Origin of the sequence: Streptomyces sp. 2114.4, assembly GCF_900187385.1 — a bacterium.
GTDB classification, from domain to species: domain Bacteria; phylum Actinomycetota; class Actinomycetes; order Streptomycetales; family Streptomycetaceae; genus Streptomyces; species Streptomyces mooreae.
This window is the reverse complement of record NZ_FYEY01000001.1, coordinates 5,240,473-5,260,451: the sequence shown is the minus strand read 5'-3', so window position 1 is coordinate 5,260,451 and position 19,979 is coordinate 5,240,473. Positions and strand designations below refer to the sequence as shown.

General features: G+C 70.5%; 19 protein-coding genes and 1 pseudogene. 9 read left to right on the top strand and 11 right to left on the bottom strand.

Features of this window, described 5'->3' with window-relative positions; genetic code table 11:
* Positions 1–164 precede the first annotated feature (164 nt).
* The 5 genes and pseudogenes from CFW40_RS23280 (at position 165) to CFW40_RS23260 (ending at position 5,533) form a co-directional block, all read left to right on the top strand.
* Positions 165–689 carry a PadR family transcriptional regulator gene (locus CFW40_RS23280; protein WP_088799705.1) on the top strand — a complete coding sequence of 175 codons (525 nt, stop codon included), beginning with the start codon at positions 165–167 and terminating at the stop codon, positions 687–689.
* On the top strand, positions 686–1,375 hold the full coding sequence (locus CFW40_RS23275; RefSeq protein ID WP_088799704.1) for an ABC transporter ATP-binding protein: 690 nt from the start codon (positions 686–688) through the stop codon (positions 1,373–1,375). Before CFW40_RS23280 ends, CFW40_RS23275 begins: the two co-directional genes overlap by 4 nt.
* A complete protein-coding gene (locus tag CFW40_RS23270; RefSeq protein WP_088799703.1) occupies positions 1,372–3,843 on the top strand; it encodes an ABC transporter permease in 2,472 nt (823 codons plus the stop codon). The genes CFW40_RS23275 and CFW40_RS23270 overlap by 4 nt, the downstream gene beginning before the upstream one ends.
* A 232-nt stretch (positions 3,844–4,075) precedes the next feature.
* Positions 4,076–4,674, top strand: a pseudogene (locus CFW40_RS23265) (dihydrofolate reductase family protein).
* Positions 4,675–4,933: 259 nt separating this feature from the next.
* Complete coding sequence (locus tag CFW40_RS23260; RefSeq protein WP_088799702.1) at positions 4,934–5,533, top strand: Uma2 family endonuclease; 600 nt, start codon at positions 4,934–4,936, stop codon at positions 5,531–5,533.
* Positions 5,534–5,536: 3 nt separating this feature from the next.
* Here the strand turns inward: CFW40_RS23260 and CFW40_RS23255 are convergent, their stop codons facing one another.
* Positions 5,537–6,496 carry a hydrogen peroxide-inducible genes activator gene (locus CFW40_RS23255; RefSeq protein WP_088799701.1) on the bottom strand — a complete coding sequence of 320 codons (960 nt, stop codon included), beginning with the start codon at positions 6,494–6,496 and terminating at the stop codon, positions 5,537–5,539.
* Between the two features lie 132 nt (positions 6,497–6,628).
* Between CFW40_RS23255 and CFW40_RS23250 the strand changes: the two genes are divergently transcribed.
* Together CFW40_RS23250 and CFW40_RS23245 are read left to right on the top strand one after the other, a co-directional pair.
* On the top strand, positions 6,629–7,183 hold the full coding sequence (locus CFW40_RS23250) for a peroxiredoxin (protein WP_042148025.1): 555 nt from the start codon (positions 6,629–6,631) through the stop codon (positions 7,181–7,183).
* A 32-nt stretch (positions 7,184–7,215) separates the two neighbouring features.
* Positions 7,216–7,749, top strand: coding sequence for an alkyl hydroperoxide reductase (locus tag CFW40_RS23245; RefSeq protein WP_088799700.1), 534 nt, complete (start codon positions 7,216–7,218; stop codon positions 7,747–7,749).
* 177 nt (positions 7,750–7,926) lie between these two features.
* On the opposite strand, the gene CFW40_RS23240 is transcribed toward CFW40_RS23245, so the two are convergent.
* The 4 genes from CFW40_RS23240 to CFW40_RS23225 all read right to left on the bottom strand — a co-directional run bounded on the left by CFW40_RS23240 (position 7,927) and on the right by CFW40_RS23225 (position 13,378).
* Positions 7,927–9,465 (bottom strand): AI-2E family transporter, encoded by a 1,539-nt coding sequence (locus tag CFW40_RS23240; protein WP_256331319.1) that lies wholly within the window; start codon positions 9,463–9,465, stop codon positions 7,927–7,929.
* A 127-nt stretch (positions 9,466–9,592) separates the two neighbouring features.
* Positions 9,593–10,294: a transglycosylase SLT domain-containing protein gene (locus tag CFW40_RS23235; protein ID WP_088799699.1), complete on the bottom strand. Its 702-nt coding sequence runs from the start codon at positions 10,292–10,294 to the stop codon at positions 9,593–9,595.
* 405 nt (positions 10,295–10,699) lie between these two features.
* Positions 10,700–12,022 (bottom strand): PhoH family protein, encoded by a 1,323-nt coding sequence (locus tag CFW40_RS23230; RefSeq protein WP_088799698.1) that lies wholly within the window; start codon positions 12,020–12,022, stop codon positions 10,700–10,702.
* 576 nt (positions 12,023–12,598) lie between these two features.
* On the bottom strand, positions 12,599–13,378 hold the full coding sequence (locus CFW40_RS23225) for an isoprenyl transferase (protein ID WP_088799697.1): 780 nt from the start codon (positions 13,376–13,378) through the stop codon (positions 12,599–12,601).
* 140 nt (positions 13,379–13,518) lie between these two features.
* On the opposite strand from CFW40_RS23225, the gene mgrA reads away from it, so the two are divergent.
* Positions 13,519–14,550 (top strand): L-glyceraldehyde 3-phosphate reductase, encoded by a 1,032-nt coding sequence (mgrA, locus tag CFW40_RS23220; protein ID WP_088799696.1) that lies wholly within the window; start codon positions 13,519–13,521, stop codon positions 14,548–14,550.
* 260 nt (positions 14,551–14,810) lie between these two features.
* Here mgrA and CFW40_RS23215 read toward each other — a convergent pair whose 3' ends face one another.
* Positions 14,811–15,539 (bottom strand): A24 family peptidase, encoded by a 729-nt coding sequence (locus CFW40_RS23215; RefSeq protein WP_088802318.1) that lies wholly within the window; start codon positions 15,537–15,539, stop codon positions 14,811–14,813.
* A gap of 138 nt (positions 15,540–15,677) precedes the next feature.
* Between CFW40_RS23215 and CFW40_RS23210 the strand changes: the two genes are divergently transcribed.
* The gene (locus tag CFW40_RS23210) at positions 15,678–16,031 is read left to right on the top strand and encodes a DUF192 domain-containing protein (RefSeq protein WP_088799695.1); all 354 of its coding nucleotides are present in this window, start codon (positions 15,678–15,680) and stop codon (positions 16,029–16,031) included.
* Between the two features lie 46 nt (positions 16,032–16,077).
* On the opposite strand, the gene CFW40_RS23205 is transcribed toward CFW40_RS23210, so the two are convergent.
* The 5 genes from CFW40_RS23205 to CFW40_RS23190 form a co-directional block, all read right to left on the bottom strand.
* The gene (locus CFW40_RS23205; RefSeq protein ID WP_088802317.1) at positions 16,078–16,713 is read right to left on the bottom strand and encodes an OmpA family protein; all 636 of its coding nucleotides are present in this window, start codon (positions 16,711–16,713) and stop codon (positions 16,078–16,080) included.
* A gap of 55 nt (positions 16,714–16,768) precedes the next feature.
* Positions 16,769–17,353, bottom strand: coding sequence for a hypothetical protein (locus tag CFW40_RS23200; RefSeq protein ID WP_088799694.1), 585 nt, complete (start codon positions 17,351–17,353; stop codon positions 16,769–16,771).
* Positions 17,354–17,450: 97 nt separating this feature from the next.
* On the bottom strand, positions 17,451–18,185 hold the full coding sequence (locus tag CFW40_RS23195; RefSeq protein WP_256331320.1) for a pilus assembly protein TadG-related protein: 735 nt from the start codon (positions 18,183–18,185) through the stop codon (positions 17,451–17,453).
* A 23-nt stretch (positions 18,186–18,208) separates the two neighbouring features.
* Positions 18,209–18,373 carry a membrane protein gene (locus tag CFW40_RS37240; RefSeq protein WP_018089307.1) on the bottom strand — a complete coding sequence of 55 codons (165 nt, stop codon included), beginning with the start codon at positions 18,371–18,373 and terminating at the stop codon, positions 18,209–18,211.
* A gap of 638 nt (positions 18,374–19,011) precedes the next feature.
* The gene (locus CFW40_RS23190) at positions 19,012–19,905 is read right to left on the bottom strand and encodes a DUF5936 domain-containing protein (protein WP_088799693.1); all 894 of its coding nucleotides are present in this window, start codon (positions 19,903–19,905) and stop codon (positions 19,012–19,014) included.
* Positions 19,906–19,979: the final 74 nt, after the last annotated feature.

The window sequence follows — 19,979 nt, the reverse complement described above, 5'->3', positions numbered from 1 at the left end:
GATGAGGGGCGGCCCTCGGGGAGATACCCCGGAGTTCACCCCGACGTTCCCGGGTGCGCCCGCCGCGGGACGGAGGGCAGGCCGCGGACCCCGCTCTTCCACCGCACCGGCGCTATACAGCACACGTATACACCGGCGATACACCCACGAGTAAAGTAGCCCGCATGTCAATCGGTCATACGCTGCTGGGCCTCCTGGAGTCCGGCCCCCGCCATGGCTACGACCTCAAGCGGGCCTTCGACGAGCGCTTCGGGCAGGACCGCCCGCTGCACTACGGGCAGGTCTACTCCACGATGTCCCGGCTGCTGAAGAACGGCCTGGTCGAGGTGGACGCCGTGGAGGCCGGCGCCGGGCCGGAGCGCAAGCGGTATGCGATCACGGACGCCGGGATCACCGATGTCGCCCAGTGGCTGGCCCGCCCGGAGAAACCCGAGCCGTACCTCCAGTCGACGCTCTACACCAAGATCGTCCTGGCCCTGATGACCGGCCGCAACGCCGCCGAACTGCTGGACTCCCAGCGCGCCGAGCATCTGCGGCTGATGCGCGGACTGACCGAGCGCAAGCGCACCGGCGACCTCGCCGACCAGCTGATCTGCGACCACGCGCTGTTCCACCTCGAAGCCGATCTGCGCTGGCTGGAGCTGACCGCCGCCCGGCTCGACAAGCTGGCCGAAGCGGTCCGTGCATGACACCGGAGGGTTCGCTGCTCGCGGCGGAGGGGCTGTACAAGACCTATGGGGCCACACCGGCACTGGACGGCGTGGAGTTCTCCCTCCACCCGGGTGAGGTCGTCGCCGTCATGGGCCCGTCGGGCTCCGGCAAATCGACCCTGCTGCACTGCCTGGGCGGGATCATCAGCCCGGACTCCGGCACCGTCCGCTACGGCCCGCACACCCTGAACGCGCTGAGCGACGCCCGGCGCAGCGCCCTGCGCCGTACCGACTTCGGCTTCGTCTTCCAATTCGGCCAGCTGGTACCGGAGTTGACCGCGCTGGAGAATGTCGCGCTGCCCCTGCGGCTGAACGGCACCAAGCGCAAGGAGGCCGAACGACAGGCACGCGAGTGGCTGGAGCGGCTGGAGGTCGAGAAGGTGCACGGCCAACGGCCCGGCGAGATATCCGGCGGTCAGGGCCAGCGGATCGCGGTCGCCCGCGCCCTCGCCACCCGCCCGCGGGTCATCTTCGCGGACGAGCCCACCGGCGCTTTGGACTCGCTCAACGGTGAACGCGTCCTGACGCTGCTGACCGACGCAGCCCGGGAGACCCACGCCGCGGTCGTGCTGGTCACCCACGAGGCCCGGGTCGCCGCCTACTCCGACCGGGAGGTCGTGGTCCGGGACGGCAAAGTGAAGGACATGCTGGCGGGCTTGATATGAGCCTGCTGCGCTCGTCCACCGGCAGCGGGAGCGGCGGCGACGGCAGCGACAGCAACAGCGGCCAGAGCAGCGGCCGGGGTGACGGCCGCACACCCGAACCGCCTGCCCGCCGGGGCCCGTCCGCCACCCCCCGCACCGGCTCCGCGACCTGGGCCCGTGACCTCGCGATGGGGATGCGGTTCGCGGCCGGCGGCGGCCGCGAGGGCTGGATCCGTACGGCGCTGACCGCGCTCGGCGTCGGCCTGGGCGTCGCCGTCCTGCTGCTGTGCTCGTCCGTACCGCCCCTGCTGGATGCCTGGCACGGCCGGGAGAAGGCCCGCGAGAACCTGGGCCAGGTGAACCCTCCCCCGCGCTCCGACCGCACCGTCCTCTACACCTCGGCCGACACCACCTTCCGCGGTGCGCCGATCCGCGGCCGCCTGCTACGCCCGGACGGCGCGCATCCGCCCGTACCTCCCGGCATCGGTCATCTCCCCGGCCCCGGACGGATGCTGGTCTCCCCGGCGCTCAAGGAGCTGCTGGACTCCCCCGAAGGTGCGCTGCTGCGCGACCGGCTGCCCTACGACGTGGCCGGCGTGATCGGCGACGCGGGTCTGCTCGGCCCGCGCGAGCTCACCTACGTCGCGCAGAGCGCCACGCTCACCGCGCCCGACGGCTACCGCATCGACCACTTCGGCAAGAACTGGAACCCGCCTCGGATGCGGGCACCCGTCGTGGTGCTCGTGGTCATGACGTGTGTGACGCTGATGCTGCCGGTGCTGGCCTTCCTCGGCACGTCCATACGGTTCGGCAACGAGCGGCGGGAGCGCCGGCTGGCCGCGCTCCGGCTGGTCGGCGCCGATGTCCGTGCGACCCGCCGGATCTCCTCCGGTGAGGAGCTGTTCGGTTCGCTGCTGGGGCTGGCGGGCGGCGGCGCGCTGTTCCTGGCCGGCCGGCAGTGCGCTTCGGTGATCACGTTGTGGGGCGTCAACGTCTTCCCCTCGGACGTGTCGCCCGCCCCGCTCGCCGTCGCGCTGATCGCCGTACTCGTGCCTGCGGCGGCGGTCGTGGTGACGCTGTTCGCCCAGCGCGGCATCACCGTCGAGCCGCTGGGCATCGTCCGCCACCGCCCCGCGCCGCGCCGCCGGCTGTGGTGGCGGGTGGCGCTGCCCGCCGTGGGCATCGCGCTGCTGGTGCCGCTGGCCCGGGCGCAGCCGTGGCGCGACACCCCGTTCAACGCCCTCCGGCTCGCGGCCGGCGCGATGCTGCTGCTGCTCGGCGTCACCGTCCTGCTGCCCTGGCTGGTGGACGCGGTGGTCGGCCGGCTGCGCGGCGGTCCGGTCGCCTGGCAACTCGCGGTCCGCCGCCTGCAGTTGAGCAGCAGCTCGGCCACCCGCGCGGTCAGCGGCATCACCATCGCGGTGGCCGGTGCCATCGCGATCCATATGCTCATGACGGGTATGCAGGCCGGCTACGCCCAGGCGTACGCGGAGTCCGGCAAGCTCCCGCGGATCAGCCTGTGGGCCGACGCCAAGGACTGGCCGCGGACCCAGCGGGCGCTCGGCGCGCTGCGCGCCACACACGGGGTGACGGCGGTCCGCGGCACGATCGACGCGAACATCACCCGGCTGCCGGCCGCCGGGCGTCCCGCGTCCGGTGCACCGCTCTCGACGCTCGCCGTCGGCAGCTGCGCCGAGCTGCGCAGACTGGCCCGCCTGGGCTCCTGCCGCGACGGCGAGGTGTTCCTCACCGATGTCACGGGCCGGGACGCCGCGCTCGCGCCCGGGGCGACGGTCAACCTCAATCCCCCGTACGCCGACGAAGGTCCGCGGCCCCCGCATCTGTGGACGGTCCCCGCGGCGGCCCGCGAGGTCCGGCTCCTCGACCGCACACGCGGCCCCGACCACTTCTCGTACGACCTGCTGGTCACCCCGTCCGCCCTCGACACCGGCCGGCTCGCCCAGCCCACCGTGGAGTTCAAGGTCGACTTCGATCGCGGCACCCCGGACGCCGTGGAGTACATCCGCAACACCGTGGCCCGTATCGATCCGACGATGAACGAGTCCTCCGCCGTCGACAATCCGCATGACGCGCAGTACACCGGCGTCCGCAAGGGCCTGTTCGCCGGTGCCGTCCTCACCCTGCTGCTGATCGGCTCGGGCCTGGTCATCTCCACCGTCGAACAGCTCCACGAGCGCCGCCGGCTGCTGTCCGTCCTCGATGCGTACGGCACCCGCCGCGCCACCCTGGGCTGGTCGGTGCTGTGGCAGACCGCCCTCCCCGTACTGCTCGGGCTGATCCTGGCGCTGGGCTGCGGGCTGGCGCTGGGGACGCTGCTGCTGACGACGATCGACGGCCCGGTGACGGTCGACTGGCCGGTGGTGGCGGGCATCACCGGGGCCGGCGGCGGCATGATCTTCTTGGTGACACTGCTGAGCCTGCCGCCGCTGTGGCGGATGATGCGGCCCGACGGGCTGCGGACGGAGTGAGCGCGGCACTGCCCGGTGCTCCCGTCCGGCCCGGGGTGCGGCACTGCCCGGTCCCCCCGTCCGGCCCGGGGCGCGGCACCGCCCGGCACCGCGGCGGCCGTCGTCCTCGTCACCGCGCTCTCCCTGCCGCTGGCGTGGCGCCTGATGCGCCCGGATGGACTGCGTGCGGAGTGAATCTGCGAGATCATTCCGCACGCAGCAGCGCCCGCCAACTGCCCCAGGGGGACCCTTTATGCGTCGGCTCGTCTATTGCATCGCCTCCACCCTCGACGGCTTCCTCGCCGGCCCGGACGGTGCGGACCCCACCGGCCCGGACGGCTTCTGGCCGATCGCCGACGACTACCTCAAGCACCTGGCCGCCGAACTCCCCGAGGTCCTGCCCGCCCAGGCCCGGTCGGCCCTCGGCATCACCGACGAGGGCACGCGCTTCGACACCGTCCTGGAGGGCCGGCGCACCTACGAGATCGGCCTCCGCGCCGGCCTCACCGACGCCTACCCCCACCTGCGCCACCTGGTCTTCTCCCGGAGCATGAAAGAGAGCCCCGACCCGGCGGTGGAACTGGTCGCCACCGACCCGGTGGAAAAGGCCCGCGAGCTGAAGTCCGCCGACGGCAAGGACATCTGGCTGCTGGGCGGCAGCGAACTGGCCGGCGCGCTCTACCCGGAGATCGACCAGCTGATCGTCAAACTCAGCCCCCTCACCCTCGGCACCGGCCTCCCCCTCTTCTCCCCCACCACCCCCTTCGCCCCCGCACCTGGGAACTGACCGAACACACGGTCCTCCAGAGCGGCGCGGCGTTTCTGACGTATGAGCGGGGCGGCGGGGTCTGAGGGGGGCGGGGTACGCGATGGGCGGCACTACGGCACGGCCCGTCCGATGCACTTGCGGGCCTTCGTACGGGCTGTTCCACGAACGCCCCCGCAATGCCCCCCGCAGCGCCGCAGCGAACTCCTCGCCCCCGAACTCCTCGATGCGCCGAAGACCCCGTGCCGAAACGAGCCACGGATGGATGAACGTGGTCGTAAGAGACGTGTGCGGGCAGCCTTGCCTACGATGATGGCCTCGATACCAGCCATCAGGAGGCACTACATGTCTGCCGCAGCAGTCGAGCACCCTCATGACGGCAAGCTGCCCAGCCTGCTCGAGGTGGCCGCACAGCTCACCGAGAAGCTCCCTGGCTACCGCATCGAGATCATCGGGGGAGACCTCACCGTGACGCCGCCGGCCGACGGCCCGCACGCCGATTCACTGACCGACCTCATCTTCGCTTTCGCGCCTGCGCACGGAGCGGAGACACGAGTTGCCCAGGCCATGGGCGTATGGCTCCCCGACGGCCCCGAGGACTACGCGATCCCCGACCTCGCCGTCGTCGACGCCGACTACCGGGATCACCTCGTGGCGGACAACTGCTACGACCCGGTTGTCTTCCGGATGGTGCTGGAAGTGACCTCTTCCAACTACGCCACCGACCTCAAGACGAAGGTCGCCGCGTACGCGATCGCCAAGATCCCGGTCTACGTCATCATCGACCGCAAGAAGGACCGCATTCACATCCTGACGGAACCGTTCGCCAACGAGTACCGCAACCACAGCGTCCACGCCCCCGGCCAACGCGTCACGCTCCCCGCCTCCCTCGGCGCCGAGATCACACTCGACGTCGAAGCGATCCTCTCGGTCGCCCGCCCCTGACCCTCACCCCCCGGCCATCCGCACCGGCAACCCCCGCAACGCCCCCCGCAGCGCCGCCGCGAACTCCTCGAACTCGCTCTGGCGGGCGGCGCCCGTCCGCATGGCGAGGGCGATGGTCCGGGCGGGCGCCGGGTCGGCGAAGTAGCCGGTGGTGAGCTGGTCGTTGCGGCCGGTTTCGACGCGGAGCGCGGTGCGCGGCAGCAGGGTCACTCCGAGACCGCCGGCGACCAGTTGGACCAGGGTGGACAGGCCCGCGGCACTGGTGGTGACGGGGGTGTTCTCGTCCCGGCCGGCCTCCCGGCAGATGTCCAGGGCCTGGTCCCGCAGGCAGTGGCCCTCGTCGAGCAGCAGCAGGTCCAGTTCCTGGAGGGCCTGGCGCGGGATGTCGCCGCGACCGCCGAGCCAGTGGTCCTTGGGGGCGACCAGGACGAAGTCCTCTTCGAAGAGCGGGAGTTCGGTGACCTGGGGGACGCCGAGCGGCACGGCGAGCAGGAGCAGGTCGAGGCGTCCGTGGGACAGGCCGTCCAGGAGGGAAGCGGTCTGCTCCTCGTGCACCTGGAGGTCCAGGTCGGGGTAGGTCTCATGGACCAGCCGCAGGACGGCGGGCAGCAGATACGGGGCGACGGTGGGGATGACGCCGAGCCGCAGCACGCCCGTGAACGGCGCGCGGGCCGCCTCCGCCTCCTCCATCAGATCGCCGACGGCCTCCAGGACCGTCCTGGCCCGCGCGGCCACCCGCTCCCCCGCGGGCGACAGCAGCACCTTGCGCGTCGTACGCTCCAGCAGTTGCACTCCCAGGGTCTCCTCCAGTGCGGAGACCGACCCGGACAGTGCGGGCTGGCTCATACCGATCTCGGCCGCCGCCTCGCGGAAATGCAGCTGCTCGGCCACCGCCACGAACGCCCGCAGCTGGGCCAGACTCGGCTGGCGGGGTCTGCCGCCCTGACTCGCCGGTGAAGCCACTGATAACCACCTCCGATCAACATTAACCAGTCTAGCTATTTCCCTGATCAATGCCTGCTGTGGCAATGTGTAACCCGTCCAAGCCTCACGGAAAGTCCCCAAAAGGGACTTTCTGCGCAACAAGGAGAGTACGTGCTCACTGTCGGTGACAAGTTCCCCGAGTTCGACCTGACCGCCTGCGTTTCGCTGGAGAAGGGCCAGGAGTTCGAGCAGATCAACCACAAGACCTACGAGGGCAAGTGGAAGATCGTCTTTGCGTGGCCCAAGGACTTCACCTTCGTGTGCCCGACCGAGATCGCCGCCTTCGGCAAGCTGAACGACGAGTTCGCCGACCGTGACGCCCAGGTTCTCGGCTTCTCCGGCGACTCCGAGTTCGTGCACCACGCCTGGCGCAAGGACCACCCGGACCTGACCGACCTGCCCTTCCCGATGCTCGCCGACTCCAAGCACGAGCTCATGCGCGACCTGGGCATCGAGGGCGAGGACGGCTTCGCGCAGCGCGCCGTCTTCATCGTCGACCAGAACAACGAGATCCAGTTCACCATGGTGACCGCCGGTTCCGTCGGCCGTAACCCCAAGGAGGTCCTGCGGGTCCTCGACGCCCTGCAGACCGACGAGCTGTGCCCCTGCAACTGGTCCAAGGGCGACGACACCCTCGACCCGGTCGCGCTGCTCTCGGGCGAGTGAACCGCAGCTAGCGAACTGGAGGCAGATCTGACATGGCTCTCGACGAACTGAAGTCCGCGGTACCGGACTACGCCAAGGACCTCAAGCTCAACCTCGGCTCGGTCATCGGCAACAGCGACCTCCCGCAGCAGCAGCTGTGGGGCACCGTGCTGGCCTGCGCGATCGCTTCGCGCTCGCCGAAGGTGCTGCGCGAGCTGGAGCCGGAGGCGAAGGCCAACCTCTCCGCCGAGGCCTACAGCGCCGCGAAGTCGGCCGCCGCCATCATGGCGATGAACAACGTCTTCTACCGGACCCGGCACCTGCTGTCGGACCCGGAGTACGGCACCCTGCGCGCCGGTCTGCGGATGAACGTCATCGGCAACCCGGGCGTGGACAAGGTCGACTTCGAGCTGTGGTCGCTGGCCGTCTCGGCCATCAACGGCTGCGGTATGTGCCTGGACTCGCACGAGCAGGTGCTCCGCAAGGCCGGTGTGGACCGCGAGACGATCCAGGAGGCCGTCAAGATCGCGTCCGTCCTGCAGGCCGTCGGCGCCACCCTCGACGCCGAGGCCGCGCTCGCCGAGTAATTCCGCCGCGCGCACGCCCCCACACAGAACCCCGCAGACCTGGCGTCTGCGGGGTTCTGTGCGTCCGGTGCCGGGCGCGGCCGGGAAGTCGCGGCCGGGAAGCATCTTCCGGACCATCCGGATCAACCGGATCACCCGGATTACCCGGACCGGTCCGGGCGGTCCGGAAGACGCGTCCTACGCCCCCGGCTCCTCGGGCCTGGCCCGCACCGGGGGCGGGGTCGGTGCCACCGAGATCGCGGTGGCGCCGCGCGGGGCCACCGACATCCGTACCGCCTGCTCCCTGGAGTACGAACGCAGGTAGCCGACCACCGTGTTGGTGACCGCGACCAGCGGCACCGCGACCACCGCACCGCCGATGCCCGCGATCAGGCCGCCCGCGGCGACCGACAGGATCACCGCGAGCGGATGGACCCGGACCGCCCGGCCCAGGATGAACGGCTGCAGGACGTGCCCCTCGATCTGCTGGACGGCCAGCACCACCGCCAGCACCATCAGCGCCGTGAACACTCCGTTGGCGACCAGTGCGATGACACACGCCAGCGCGCCCGAGACCACCGCGCCGACCAGCGGGATGAAGGCGAACAGGAAGATGAAGACGGCGAGCGGCACGGCCAGCGGCACATTGAGGAAGTAGAGGCCGATACCGATGAAGATGGCGTCGATCAGGGCGACGACCACCGTGCCGCGCACATAGGCGGTCAGCGTCCGCCAGGCCCGCGGCCCGGCGCCCGCCACGCCCTCGCGGGCCGCGCTCGGGACCAGCTTGAGCACCCAGTTCCAGATCCGCCGGCCGTCGTAGAGGAGGAAGAGCGTGGTGAACATCGCCAGCAGGATGCCGGTGAGCACTTCGAGGACGACGGTGACGCCCTCCAGGCCGGCCGAGGTGATGGCCTCGGTGTTGGCGCCGACCGCGTCCTGCAGATTCTTGGCGATCTGGGTGATCTGAGACTCGGTCACATGGAACGGGCTCTTCAGCAGCCAGCCCTTGAGCTCAGTGATGCCCTCCTGGATACGGCTGGAGACCGAGTCGATGTTGTCCTGGACCTGCCAGACCACGAACCAGCCGACCAGGCCCATGACGACGAACCCGCCGATGAAGGTCAGCGCGGTGGCCGGCCCGCGCGGCAGCCCGCGCCGTCGCAGCCAGCCCACGGTGGGCTGCAGCAGCGCCGTGATCAGCGTCGCCGCGATGAAGGCGAGCACCGCCAGTTCGATGGTGGTGATGACGCGCGCGAGGACCCACAGCGTGGCCGCCAGCACCAACAGCCGCCAGCCCGCCTCGGCGGCGACCCGTACGCCCCAGGGCACCGCGTCGACCGGATCGGGGCGCGCCGCGACGGCCGGGGCGTAGGACGGCGGCGGAGGGACGTTCTCCGGCGGGACGGCATCGGGGGACGGCGCGGCGGGCTCCGTCGCGGGGTGCGGCACCCCGTCCGTGGCTTCCGGCAGCTGGGTACGGGGAACCGTGAGCGTGGCCGGCGCACCGCCGTGCGGCGTTGCGCCGTCTTCCGGACCGCCGGCCGCGGGGGCATCCGCATGACCGGCACGCCTCAGCTCTTCCGAGTCACCGGCCTCCACCGAGGAGTCCGGAAAGCTCCCGCCAGGAGCGACCCCCACCGCGGCTTCCGCACGGCGGCGCTGATCCTCCATCCGCTGCGAGAGCCGGGTCAGACCGGCGCCGAGGCCACCGACCCACTGAGGCAATCTGGACATGTGCCTTCCTCTTCCCCTCCCACGCGCCACAACCTGACGGGCACGACGTTACCTGTGCCGGACGCACGAAACCCCCGACGCTGCCGCGTTCGGGGGTTTCGGAAGTGCGGTGGTACTGCCGGCGGGCCTAGTACCAGCTGTTGGCCTGCCAGAACGACCAGGCACCGCAGGGGCTGCCGTAGCGGTCGTTCATGTAGTTCAGCCCCCACTTGATCTGGGTGGCCGGGTTGGTCTGCCAGTCGGAACCCGCGGAGGACATCTTGGAGCCGGGCAGTGCCTGGACGAGGCCGTAGGCGCCCGATCCGGCGTTGGTGGCCTTGTAGTTCCAGCCGGACTCGTGGTCCACGATGTTGCTGAAGCACTGGAACTGGTCGCCGGCCATCATCTGCCGCGCGATGGACTGCGTCTCGGCAATGGAGTACGAGCCCTTGCCGAGGAGGTCGCCCAGGTCACCGCGCGCGGAGGAGCGGGACGCGGTCAGCTTCTCCTTGCGGGCGTCGGCGTCCTTCTTGGCCTTCGCCTCGTCCGCCGCGTCCTTCTTGCTCTGCGCGGTCTCAGCGGCAGCCTTACGGGCCGACTCCTGAGCGGACTTCAGTGCTGCCGTGTCCGCCTGGGTGGACTGGTCGTCCGCCTGCTGCGTCAGGGATGCCGTCTGCACCTGGGCCTGTGCGCCCGCGGGGATGTCGGCGATCGTCGCGTCGGCAGCGGTGGCCTCGGTGTTGCCGACCGAGGCGGGCTCGTTGCCTGCAGCGACGCCGACCACGGCGCCGACGGTGGTGACCGCGGTGGCGGATGCCACGGCGAATCCCCGGACCGAGATCCGGCTCACACGTTTTCCTTCCAGCATCGCCCGCATAGGTGACCTCGCGGGCGCAATCGTGCCCCTGACGCTGGCCTCCCCTTGTTCCGGGCCCTGTTGAGCGGAGGGTCCGACTGGTCACGGGAGGCACTGGCCCGGTACGTCCCCCTCGGGGTCCGCGTGGTGCTCGGGCGGCATACGGCGCATCGCTATGAAGTTCGTTGGTTCTACACACCGCTGGGGGTGCTTGATGCCGTATGCGGGGCCTGACAGGACCCAGACTCTGCCCGACCGGGACGCCGGGAAGCAATTCCCCGCTGGGTGTGAAAGCTCACACCTCGTTTACGGCAAACGATTTTCGGATATCCACTCGCAGCACTGCGCCGCCCGGCTAAGCTCCTTCGCTTTGCCGGGCGGCGCCGTGTTCACAACCGGTCAGATCCGGCCGTCCTCCAGCAATTCGGTCACCAGGGCCGCGATCGGCGAACGCTCCGAGCGGTTCAGCGTGACGTGGGCGAACAGCGGATGCCCCTTCAGCTTCTCGACGACGGCGACCACACCGTCGTACCGCCCGACCCGGAGGTTGTCGCGCTGCGCGACATCATGTGTCAGCACGACGCGGGAGTTGGCTCCAATACGGGACAGAACCGTCAAAAGGACGTTCCGCTCCAGCGACTGCGCCTCGTCCACGATGACGAATGCGTCATGCAGCGAGCGCCCGCGGATATGGGTCAGCGGCAGCACCTCCAACATGCCGCGCCCCACCACCTCTTCGATGACGTCCTTGCTGGTCACCGCGGACAGCGTGTCGAAGACGGCCTGGGCCCAGGGGCTCATCTTCTCCGCCTCGCTGCCCGGCAGATAGCCCAGCTCCTGCCCGCCGACGGCGTACAGCGGGCGGAACACCATCACCTTGCGGTGCTGCCGGCGCTCCAATACGGCCTCCAGGCCCGCGCACAGCGCCAGCGCCGACTTGCCGGTACCGGCCCGGCCGCCCATCGAGACGATGCCGACATCCTGGTCGAGCAGCAGATCCAGCGCGATCCGCTGCTCGGCGCTGCGGCCGTGGATCCCGAACGCCTCCCGGTCGCCGCGCACCAGCCGGACCGCGCCCTCCGCGGTGACCCGGCCGAGTGCCTTGCCGCGGTCGGACTGCAGGACAAGTCCGGTATGCACCGGAAGTTCGGAGACCTCCGGAACGTGAGCGGTCTCGGCGGCGAAGAGGTCGTCGATCTGCTCGGCCGAGACGGTCAGCTCGGCCATCCCCGTCCAGCCGGAATCGGTGATCGCCAGCTCGGCGCGGTACTCCTCGGCCAGCAGCCCGACCGAGGACGCCTTGATGCGCAGCGGCAGGTCCTTGGAGACGACCGTGACGTCGTACCCCTCGGCCTGCAGATTGCGCGCCACGGCGAGGATCCGCGAGTCGTTGTCGCCGAGCCGGAAGCCCGCGGGCAGTATTCCGGGGTCGGAGTGGTTCAGCTCGACCCGGAGCGACCCGCCGAGATCCCCGATGGGGATGGGCGAGTCCAGCCGCCCGAACTGCACCCGGTACTCGTCCAGCAGGCGCAGTGCCTGCCGGGCGAAGTAACCGAGCTCGGGGTGGTGCCTTTTGGCCTCCAGTTCCGTGACCACCACGACCGGCAGCACGACCTCGTGCTCGTCGAAGCGGGCCATGGCGCCTGGATCCGCCAGCAGCACACTGGTGTCGAGGACATAAGTGCGCCGGTCGTGCTCACGGCGCTGCTTGATGTTCACCACGGGTGGACGAACCCCCTCGGTTGGGGTGCGACGGCGTCGCGGGGCGGTGTACTCCCGGGGGCGCCGCCTGTCCAGCAGTCGCTGGGCAGCGTCTCCGGGACCCCCGGCCATCTGGTGACCGGACCGGGCTCGGACCACAATGCGCGGGCCGAACGCCGGCCCTCCGCGTCGACCGCGCGGTACGCACGGACCTCCGTGATGTGCAAAGGGCCTCCCGGGCGGACGACCCCATGCCGTCCGCTGAGATGCGGCGCCCGATGGCTTGTTCCTGACGCCGACCTGGAAGGGATATTCCCTCGAACCTGCGTAGCCATGCCACGGCATATGACGCACGGGCGATGAACCTTGGGTAACGCCTGCTCGCCGGGCGGCGGCGTCGCCAAGGTGGTACCTGAGGGGAAGGTGTGTCAGAAGAGGCCCCGTCAGCGGCACATGGAGCCGACGGGGCCTGGTGACGCCCCGTAACGGAAGGGGCATCGAGAACTTCAGGGGTGAATCGGGCTTACGGGGCGTGAGTAACCCGCCTGGCGGAACGCGGCGGAGCGTGCCGGGCGGCCCGGACGCCCCGGGCGCCTCCTAGAAGCCGTACCGCCGGTGCCGGGCGGCGTAGTCGCGCAGGGCGCGCAGGAAGTCGACCTTCCGGAACGCCGGCCAGAAAACTTCGCAGAAGTAGTACTCCGAATGGGCGCTCTGCCACAGCATGAAGCCCGACAGCCGCTGCTCACCGCTCGTACGGATCACCAGATCCGGATCGGGCTGGCCGCGGGTGTACAGGTGCTCGGAGATCAGGTCGATGTCGACGATCTCCGCCAGCTCCTCGAAGGAGGTGCCGCGCTCGGCGTGGTCCAGCAGCAGCGAGCGCACCGCATCGGCGATCTCCTGCCGGCCGCCGTAGCCGACCGCGACGTTCACCAGGACGCCGCGGTTGTCACGGGTGGCCTGCTCGGACTCCTTGAGCACCTGCTGGGTGGCGGCCGGCAGCAGGTCGCGGTTGCCGACGTGGTGCACCCGCCAGCGACCGTCGGCCGCCAGATCGCGGACGGTGTTCTCGATGATGCCGAGCAGCGGCTTCAGCTCCTCCTCGGGCCGGTCGAGGTTGTCCGTCGACAGCAGCCACAGCGTGACCACCTCGACATCGGTCTCCTCGCACCAGCCCAGCAGCTCACTGATCTTGGCCGCACCGGCCTGGTGACCCTGCTCGGTCGTCCGCCCGTCGGCCCGCGCCCAGCGCCGGTTGCCGTCCAGGATGACGCCGATGTGCTTGGGCACCTGGGTGTGATCCAGGCGACCCTCCACCCTGCGCGCGTACAGCCGGTAGACCAGATTGCGCAATGCAGGCGGATAAGGGATGCGCATCCCGGAAGATCGCAGCATGTGTGGTCCAGCCCCTCCGTGCCAATGGCGGTCGCCCCGTCGCCTCAAGTGGGCAACTTTACTTCTCGGCTGTCTCGACAGCCCAATCAGGTAGGTCACAGGTACGTGATAGGGAGATGAGCATGACTGGCACCGACTACCGCGCAGCGGATTCCCGCTACGACTCGATGAAGTACCGGAGAACGGGTCACAGCGGACTCAAACTCCCCGCTATCTCCCTTGGACTGTGGCACAACTTCGGGGATGACCGCACCCTGAGCTCCCAGCGGGGCATCCTGCGCCGCGCCTTCGATCTGGGCGTGACCCACTTCGATCTGGCCAACAACTACGGTCCGCCACCCGGGTCCGCCGAGCTGAACTTCGGAAAGATCTTCGCGCAGGACTTCCGCGGCTACCGCGACGAGATGATTCTGTCGACGAAGGCCGGATATCTGATGCACCCGGGCCCGTACGGTGAATGGGGTTCGCGGAAATATCTCCTCTCGTCGCTGGATGCCTCACTGAAGCGGATGGGCGTCGATTACGTCGATATCTTCTACTCGCACCGCTTCGATCCGGACACCCCACTGGAGGAGACGATGGGCGCGCTGGCGTCCGCCGTCCAGCAGGGCAAGGCCCTGTATGTCGGGGTTTCCTCCTACAACGCCGAGCAGACCCGTGAAGCGGCCGGAATCCTGCGGGAAATGGGTGTCCGCGCGCTGATCCACCAGCCCTCTTACTCCATGATCAACCGCTGGACCGAGGACGATCTGCTGCTGGACACCCTCGAAGCCGAGGGCATGGGCTGCATCTCTTTTGCGCCACTTGCGCAGGGCATGCTCACGGACAAGTACCTGCACGGCATCCCCGAGGGCTCGCGTGCCTCCCAGGGCAAGTCCCTAGACCCGGGCCTGCTGTCCGACGAGGTCGTCCGCCGCCTCCGCGGCCTCAACGACATCGCGGCCCGGCGCGGCCAGTCGCTGGCCCAGCTCGCGCTGCGGTGGGTGCTGCGCGACGACCGGATGACCTCCGCCCTGATCGGCGCCAGCAGCGTCGCCCAGCTGGAGGCCAATATCGCCGCCCTCGACGCCCCCGAGATCACGGATGCCGAGCTGGCCGAGATCGACGAGTTCGCGAAGACGACGGACGGCGTGAACATCTGGGCGCGGCGGTAGCGGCGGTCCTGCGGTAGCGCCGGCCCGGCGGTCGGGCTTGCCGCGTAGCCCGCGCGGGGACCGGCCGGTGCACGGAACAAAAAGCGGGCCGGTCCGTGGGGGGGATACGGACCGGCCCGAGGGGGGGTTTCCACCATAACCCCGCGAGAGGGATGCTTCGTGCACCGGCGCGCGCGGCGGCGTGGCTCGGTCCCCGGCCCGTCGTCTCCGGACCGTCGTCCCCGGCCGTCGTCCCCAGCCGTCGTCTCCGGGCCGTCCCGTCAAGCGGGCACCGCGGCGGCGCCCAGCAGCAGCACGCCGAACGCCCCGAGGATCATGAAGGGCCCCAGGGGCATGGCCGCTCCCCGCGCACCGCGCCGGACGATCAGCAGCCCCGCCCCGTAGAGCGCACCGAGCAGCACACCGGCCGCCCCGCCGTGGACAAGGGTGCGCCAGCCGTACCACCCCAGGGCGATCCCCAGCCCGACCGCCAGCTTGACGTCGCCCAGCCCGATGCCCCGCGGGTTGACGACGTAGAGCAGGAGGTAGCACGCGCCCAGGACGAGTCCGCCCAGCAGCGCCCGCCGCCACGCCCCGCCTTCGTCGGTGAACCAGCCGCCGAGCCCCAGCAGCACCGCCGCCATCACGGCGAGCGGCAGCGTCAGCGCGTCCGGGAGGCGCCGGACCCGCCAGTCGACGGCCACCAGCAGCACCGCGACCGGCGTCATCGCCAGCCAGGCGACGAGTTCCGGCCGCGGCCCGGTGGCCGCCGCCAGGGCCGCACAGGCCAGTGCGGTGGCCGCCGCCATCGGCAGCACCCCCGGCCCGTACGCCCCGCACCGCTGACAGTGCCCCCGCCCCAGCCAGCCCCGCGCCACCCCCGTGATCGCATGCCCCCGGGGACAGACCGCGCACCACTCCTCCTCGGGCTCAACGGCCATCCGGTGGGCGGGCCGTGGCAGGAGCACCCCGGCCGCGGCCCCGTAGACGGCGGCGAGAACCATCAGCATCACTGGCACGTGCCGACCTTAGGGTGTCCGGCTTCGCAGCAGGGGCGGATGGCGGAAGGATCCGGCGTGCGGGAGCGGCGGGGGCCGGCGTGCGGGAGCGGTGGGGTCCGGCATGCGGGAGCTGATAGAACGCTGTGCATGGTGCGTGGGGAGAACGGCCCGGGGGTCCTGTACGGCGCGGACGACGTCATTCCGGTGGAGATCGCGGCGTCCTGGCGCGCCCGCACCCGCGGACTGCTGGGCCGCGACGGCATCGAGGGGGCGCTGCTGCTCACCCCGGCGAGCAGTGTGCACACCTTCCGGATGCGGTTCGCGATCGATGTCGCCTATCTGAGCCGGGACTTCACCGTGCTGGCCGTCCGCACCATGCGTCCGGGCCGGCTGGGACTCCCCCGCCTCCGCGCCCGGCACGTCCTGGAGGCGGAGGCCGGTGCAATGGCGCGCTGGGGCCTGCGCCCCGGCCTCCGGCTCGGTGTCGAGCCCGTCCGCTGACGGAGACGGCCGGCTCGGCTCCCGATGACGCCTACTGCGGCGCGGCTCACGAGGCGCGCGGGAAGCTGACCTCGACCCGGCGGTTCTTCTTGCGGCCTGCCTCGGTGGCGTTGTCGGCGATCGGGTACTGCTCGCCGTAGCCGCGGATCTGGAAGCTGACGGACGAGCCGAGGTCCTTGGCCAGCTCCTGCTGGACGGCGTTGGCCCGCTGCTTGGACAGGACCAGGCCGTGGCTCGCCGAGCCGAGGTTGTCGGTGAAGCCGAAGACCCGCAGGCGGGTGGCGTTCTGCTTCTTGATCTCCGCCGCGATGGTGCCGATCCGCGCCAGCGCGTCCGACGACAGCTTGGCGCTGTCCTTGTCGAACAGGACCTCCGCCTGGAGCGAGAAGGTCACATTGTCGTTGGTGTCCTGGCGGCGCTCGGAGCCGTCGTCGGTCTCGACGATGGACTTGATGTTGAGGACCTTGGACGGGGCGAGCTTGGCGCCCTGGACCATGCGCAGATCGGGGTCGTCGGGGTCGATGCGGACCGGGGGGCTGGAGTCCTCGGTCAGGCCGGGCGGATCGGCGTGGGCGGCGGGGACCGTCAGCGCCGCGGTCAGCAGCAGGGCGACGGCGGCGGTGACGGCTGCACGGGGCGCTCGGTGCGGGCGGCGTCCTCGGGGCGTCCGGGTCGCGGGCATCGAGGTCGCGGTCATCTGGTTCGCGGGCATCGGGGTCGCGGTCATCGGCGCCGGCTCAGTCCGTGATCTGCACGCTGGCGGGGGGCATGGTCGGCAGTTGGAAGTCGACCTGGGTCACCTTGGCCGGCGGCGCCGGGAACTGCGCGAAGATCGGGCGACTGTCCCCCGGCATCAGACCGCTGAGGCCGGTCGTGCACAGGCATTCACCATTGGTGTCCCGCAGCACCAAATACCGTTTCTTGCCCGCCTTGTCGACGAGGGTGGCTCCGGAGATCGAGGAACGGGACCGCAGCTCGGTCTCGTTGGAACGCCAGTCGATCGCGTTGAAGGCGCGGTTGCCGTGATTGGACACCGTGCCGTTGACGGTGACGAAGCCGCCGGAGTCACGGACGACGGAGTGCAGGGTGACCACCACGCCGTCCGGCCCCTTCATCTCACCGATCACTTTGTCGGAGTCGGCCGCCGGGCTGCCGGGGCCACTGTCCTTGGGGGCGGTGCTGCGGGCCGGGGGCTTGTCGCCGTCCGTCCCCTTCGTACCGCCGTCGCCACCACCACAGCCGGCCACGACGAGAGCCAGGCCGACAGCGCTCGCCATGGCGACCGCTCCTCTGGCGGCCTTCGCGGTGCGCCGAATGCTCATGGGATGCGATTCCTTTGATCGTCGTCTGGTCGTCTCGGAGGTGCCGGAGTGCGGGTCGGGGCGGATCAGGTGCGGGTCGGGGTACGGGGGTGGCCGGTCAATGCGCGAGGCGTACGGAGAAGAGGTCGGAGGCTTCCGGGAGATGCCGGAGGTCGTCGGGGTCGAGCGTCCAGCGCTTCCCGTCGCAGGTGATCTCCAGGGGCGCGGCCTTGGGGGCGTCCCTGTCCTTGTCGCCCTTGCCGTCCTTGTCGCCCTTGCCGCCCTCGTCGCTCCGGCCGTCGGATCCACCCGTGCCTCCTGTGGCGCCCGTGCCATCCGTAGGGGGATCGAGGGTGCAGCGGGGCTCGACGACGGACTTCGCCTCGGCTTTTCCGTGGGCGGTCTTGGTCATCGGGATGACGGAATTGCCCACGGGTTTCCGGGTTTTGACCGCGACGGCGAAGGAGGTGGGCCAGGAGTCCGAAATGCAGCCGCGGCCCCCGGAACCGAAGAGGTCGGCGCCGTTGCGCCCGGCGAACCAGCCCGCGCGCTCGCAGGCCGCGTCGGACGGGACGCCGCGCCCGTTCAGCAGGTCTTTCCACACGGCCCGGTTGCTCTCGTAGCTCCCGTCGTGAAGGCCGTCGAGGAGGGTCTTGGTCAGCAGATCGCGGTACTGCTGGCCGGCGGCGAGCGCGGCCGCGTCGGCAGCGGTCTGGGCACCGTTGCGGGTGGCCGCGGCCTGCCCGACGGCGAAGAAAGCGAGCGCGAGAAAGAGCAGGCCGGCGACCGCAACGATGTAGAGCGGGAAGGCCTGCCCGGCGTCGCGCCGGCGGGGCGGGATGGTGGCCGGCACGACGGTGGCGGTGGCGACTGGGCCTAAATGCCGACGACGTCGGAGATCTTGTTGGCGATGGCGTTCGCGATCTGGCTGCCGAAGTCCGTGGTCGACAGGACCAGGACGATCGCCACGACCACCGCGATGATGCCGAGGTACTCGATCGAGGTCTGTCCCCGGTCGTTCCCCAAAATACGCTTCGCCATCGTCTTCCCCTCCATGGGCGGCCGTACCGCTCTGGTCCGGCTGGTCAGTCCCCGTGGTGCCGGCGCGGCTGACCGCGCTCGCGACACGAGAAAAGTACGCCGGAACAGCGTGCCCGGAACAGGGAATCCGTGCCCAATCCTCATTTGGGATCACAGATGACGGGCACAACGGCGCATTTCGGCCACTCAGTCGCACCTCACCCACCCCCGCTCCCCCTCCGGCACCATGCCCCGTTCCCCTGCCCATGTGAACCGGGCGACCCCTCCGCGCCGTAGCGCGAACAAAACCGTCCGCCCACCCACTGTGACACAACTCGTTGCTCGTGCGAAGGAGTTGACGAGAAGCGGACGGTGAAGGGCACCCATCCGGCCGGATGCGGGACGCCGCGGCCGACGGCGGGCGGAGCAGCGGCCCGCCGGGCGGCCGGCACAGCGACCGACCCGGGGGCCGCCCGTCCGAAGATGTGCACCCGCAAGGACGGACCGACGTCATGACCGTCGTGGACAGCGCCGGCACAGGGGACGTTACGGAGGGCGGAGGGGGCCGCGCGGGGGCGAGCCGGCGGGGGCGAGCCGAGTTCGGACCGGCGCCGCCCGGTGTCCTCGGGCCGGGCCGCGGCCGGGAGCTGTGGCACGATTCACTCCCCCATCAGCGAGCCGAAGCTGGTCCCCGAGCCCAGGAAGAACCCGGCGATGAGCAGGATCATCGTGGCCGGAACCATAAAAGTGGTGACGACCATGGTGGCCTTGGGGACCGCGCGGGCGGCGCGGCGCCGGGCGTTCTGGGCGTCGGTGCGGCGCATGTCGTTGGCGATCTGGATCAGCGTCTCGACGATCGGCGAGCCGAGCTCCTCGCCCTGCTGGAGGGCGGTGACGAACTGGGCGACCTGTTCGGAGTCGTTGCGTTTGCGTAGCTCCTCGAAAGCCGCGCGGCGGCTGACGCCCATGTCCATCTGCCGCAGCGTGATGCGCAGTTCATCGGCCCATGGCCCCTCGTACTTCTCGGCGACCCGGTCCAGCGCCTGACGGAAGCTCAATCCGGCGCTGACCACGACCGCCAGCACGTCCAGAAAGTCCGGAAGGGTGCGTTCGATGGTGTCCCTGCGCTGGCGGATCGCGGCCCAGATGCCGACCTCGGTCCAGAAGAGACCGAAGAGCACCATCAGGACGCCGAGCAGCGGCTGACCGCGCAGGAACATCACCAGCGCGCCGAAGAAGCCGAGGGCCCCGTAGACGGCACGCCGGGCGGCGTACCGGTCGACGGTCAGCCCGCCGGGGTTGCCGGCCAGATCGATCCGCCGGCGGACCCGGGCGGTGCGCTTGTCGCCCATCAGCCGCAGCACCAGCGGGGCGTAGCGCATGCCGGTGCGGTCCACGGCCGAACCGACCACCGTGGTGCGGGTCGCGCCGACCTCCAGCGACAGCGCCAGGTCGGGCGGCAGCCGGGCCTCCCGGCGGTAGAGCGCGATACCGCAGCAGATGCCGACGACCGAGAGGGCGAAGGCCGCGGACAGCAGAATTCCGATTCCCATTCCTGTTCCCCTGGGGAGACCGATGCGGATGCCGGTATCGATACCGGTGGCGGTGTCGGTGGCGGTGTCGGTGT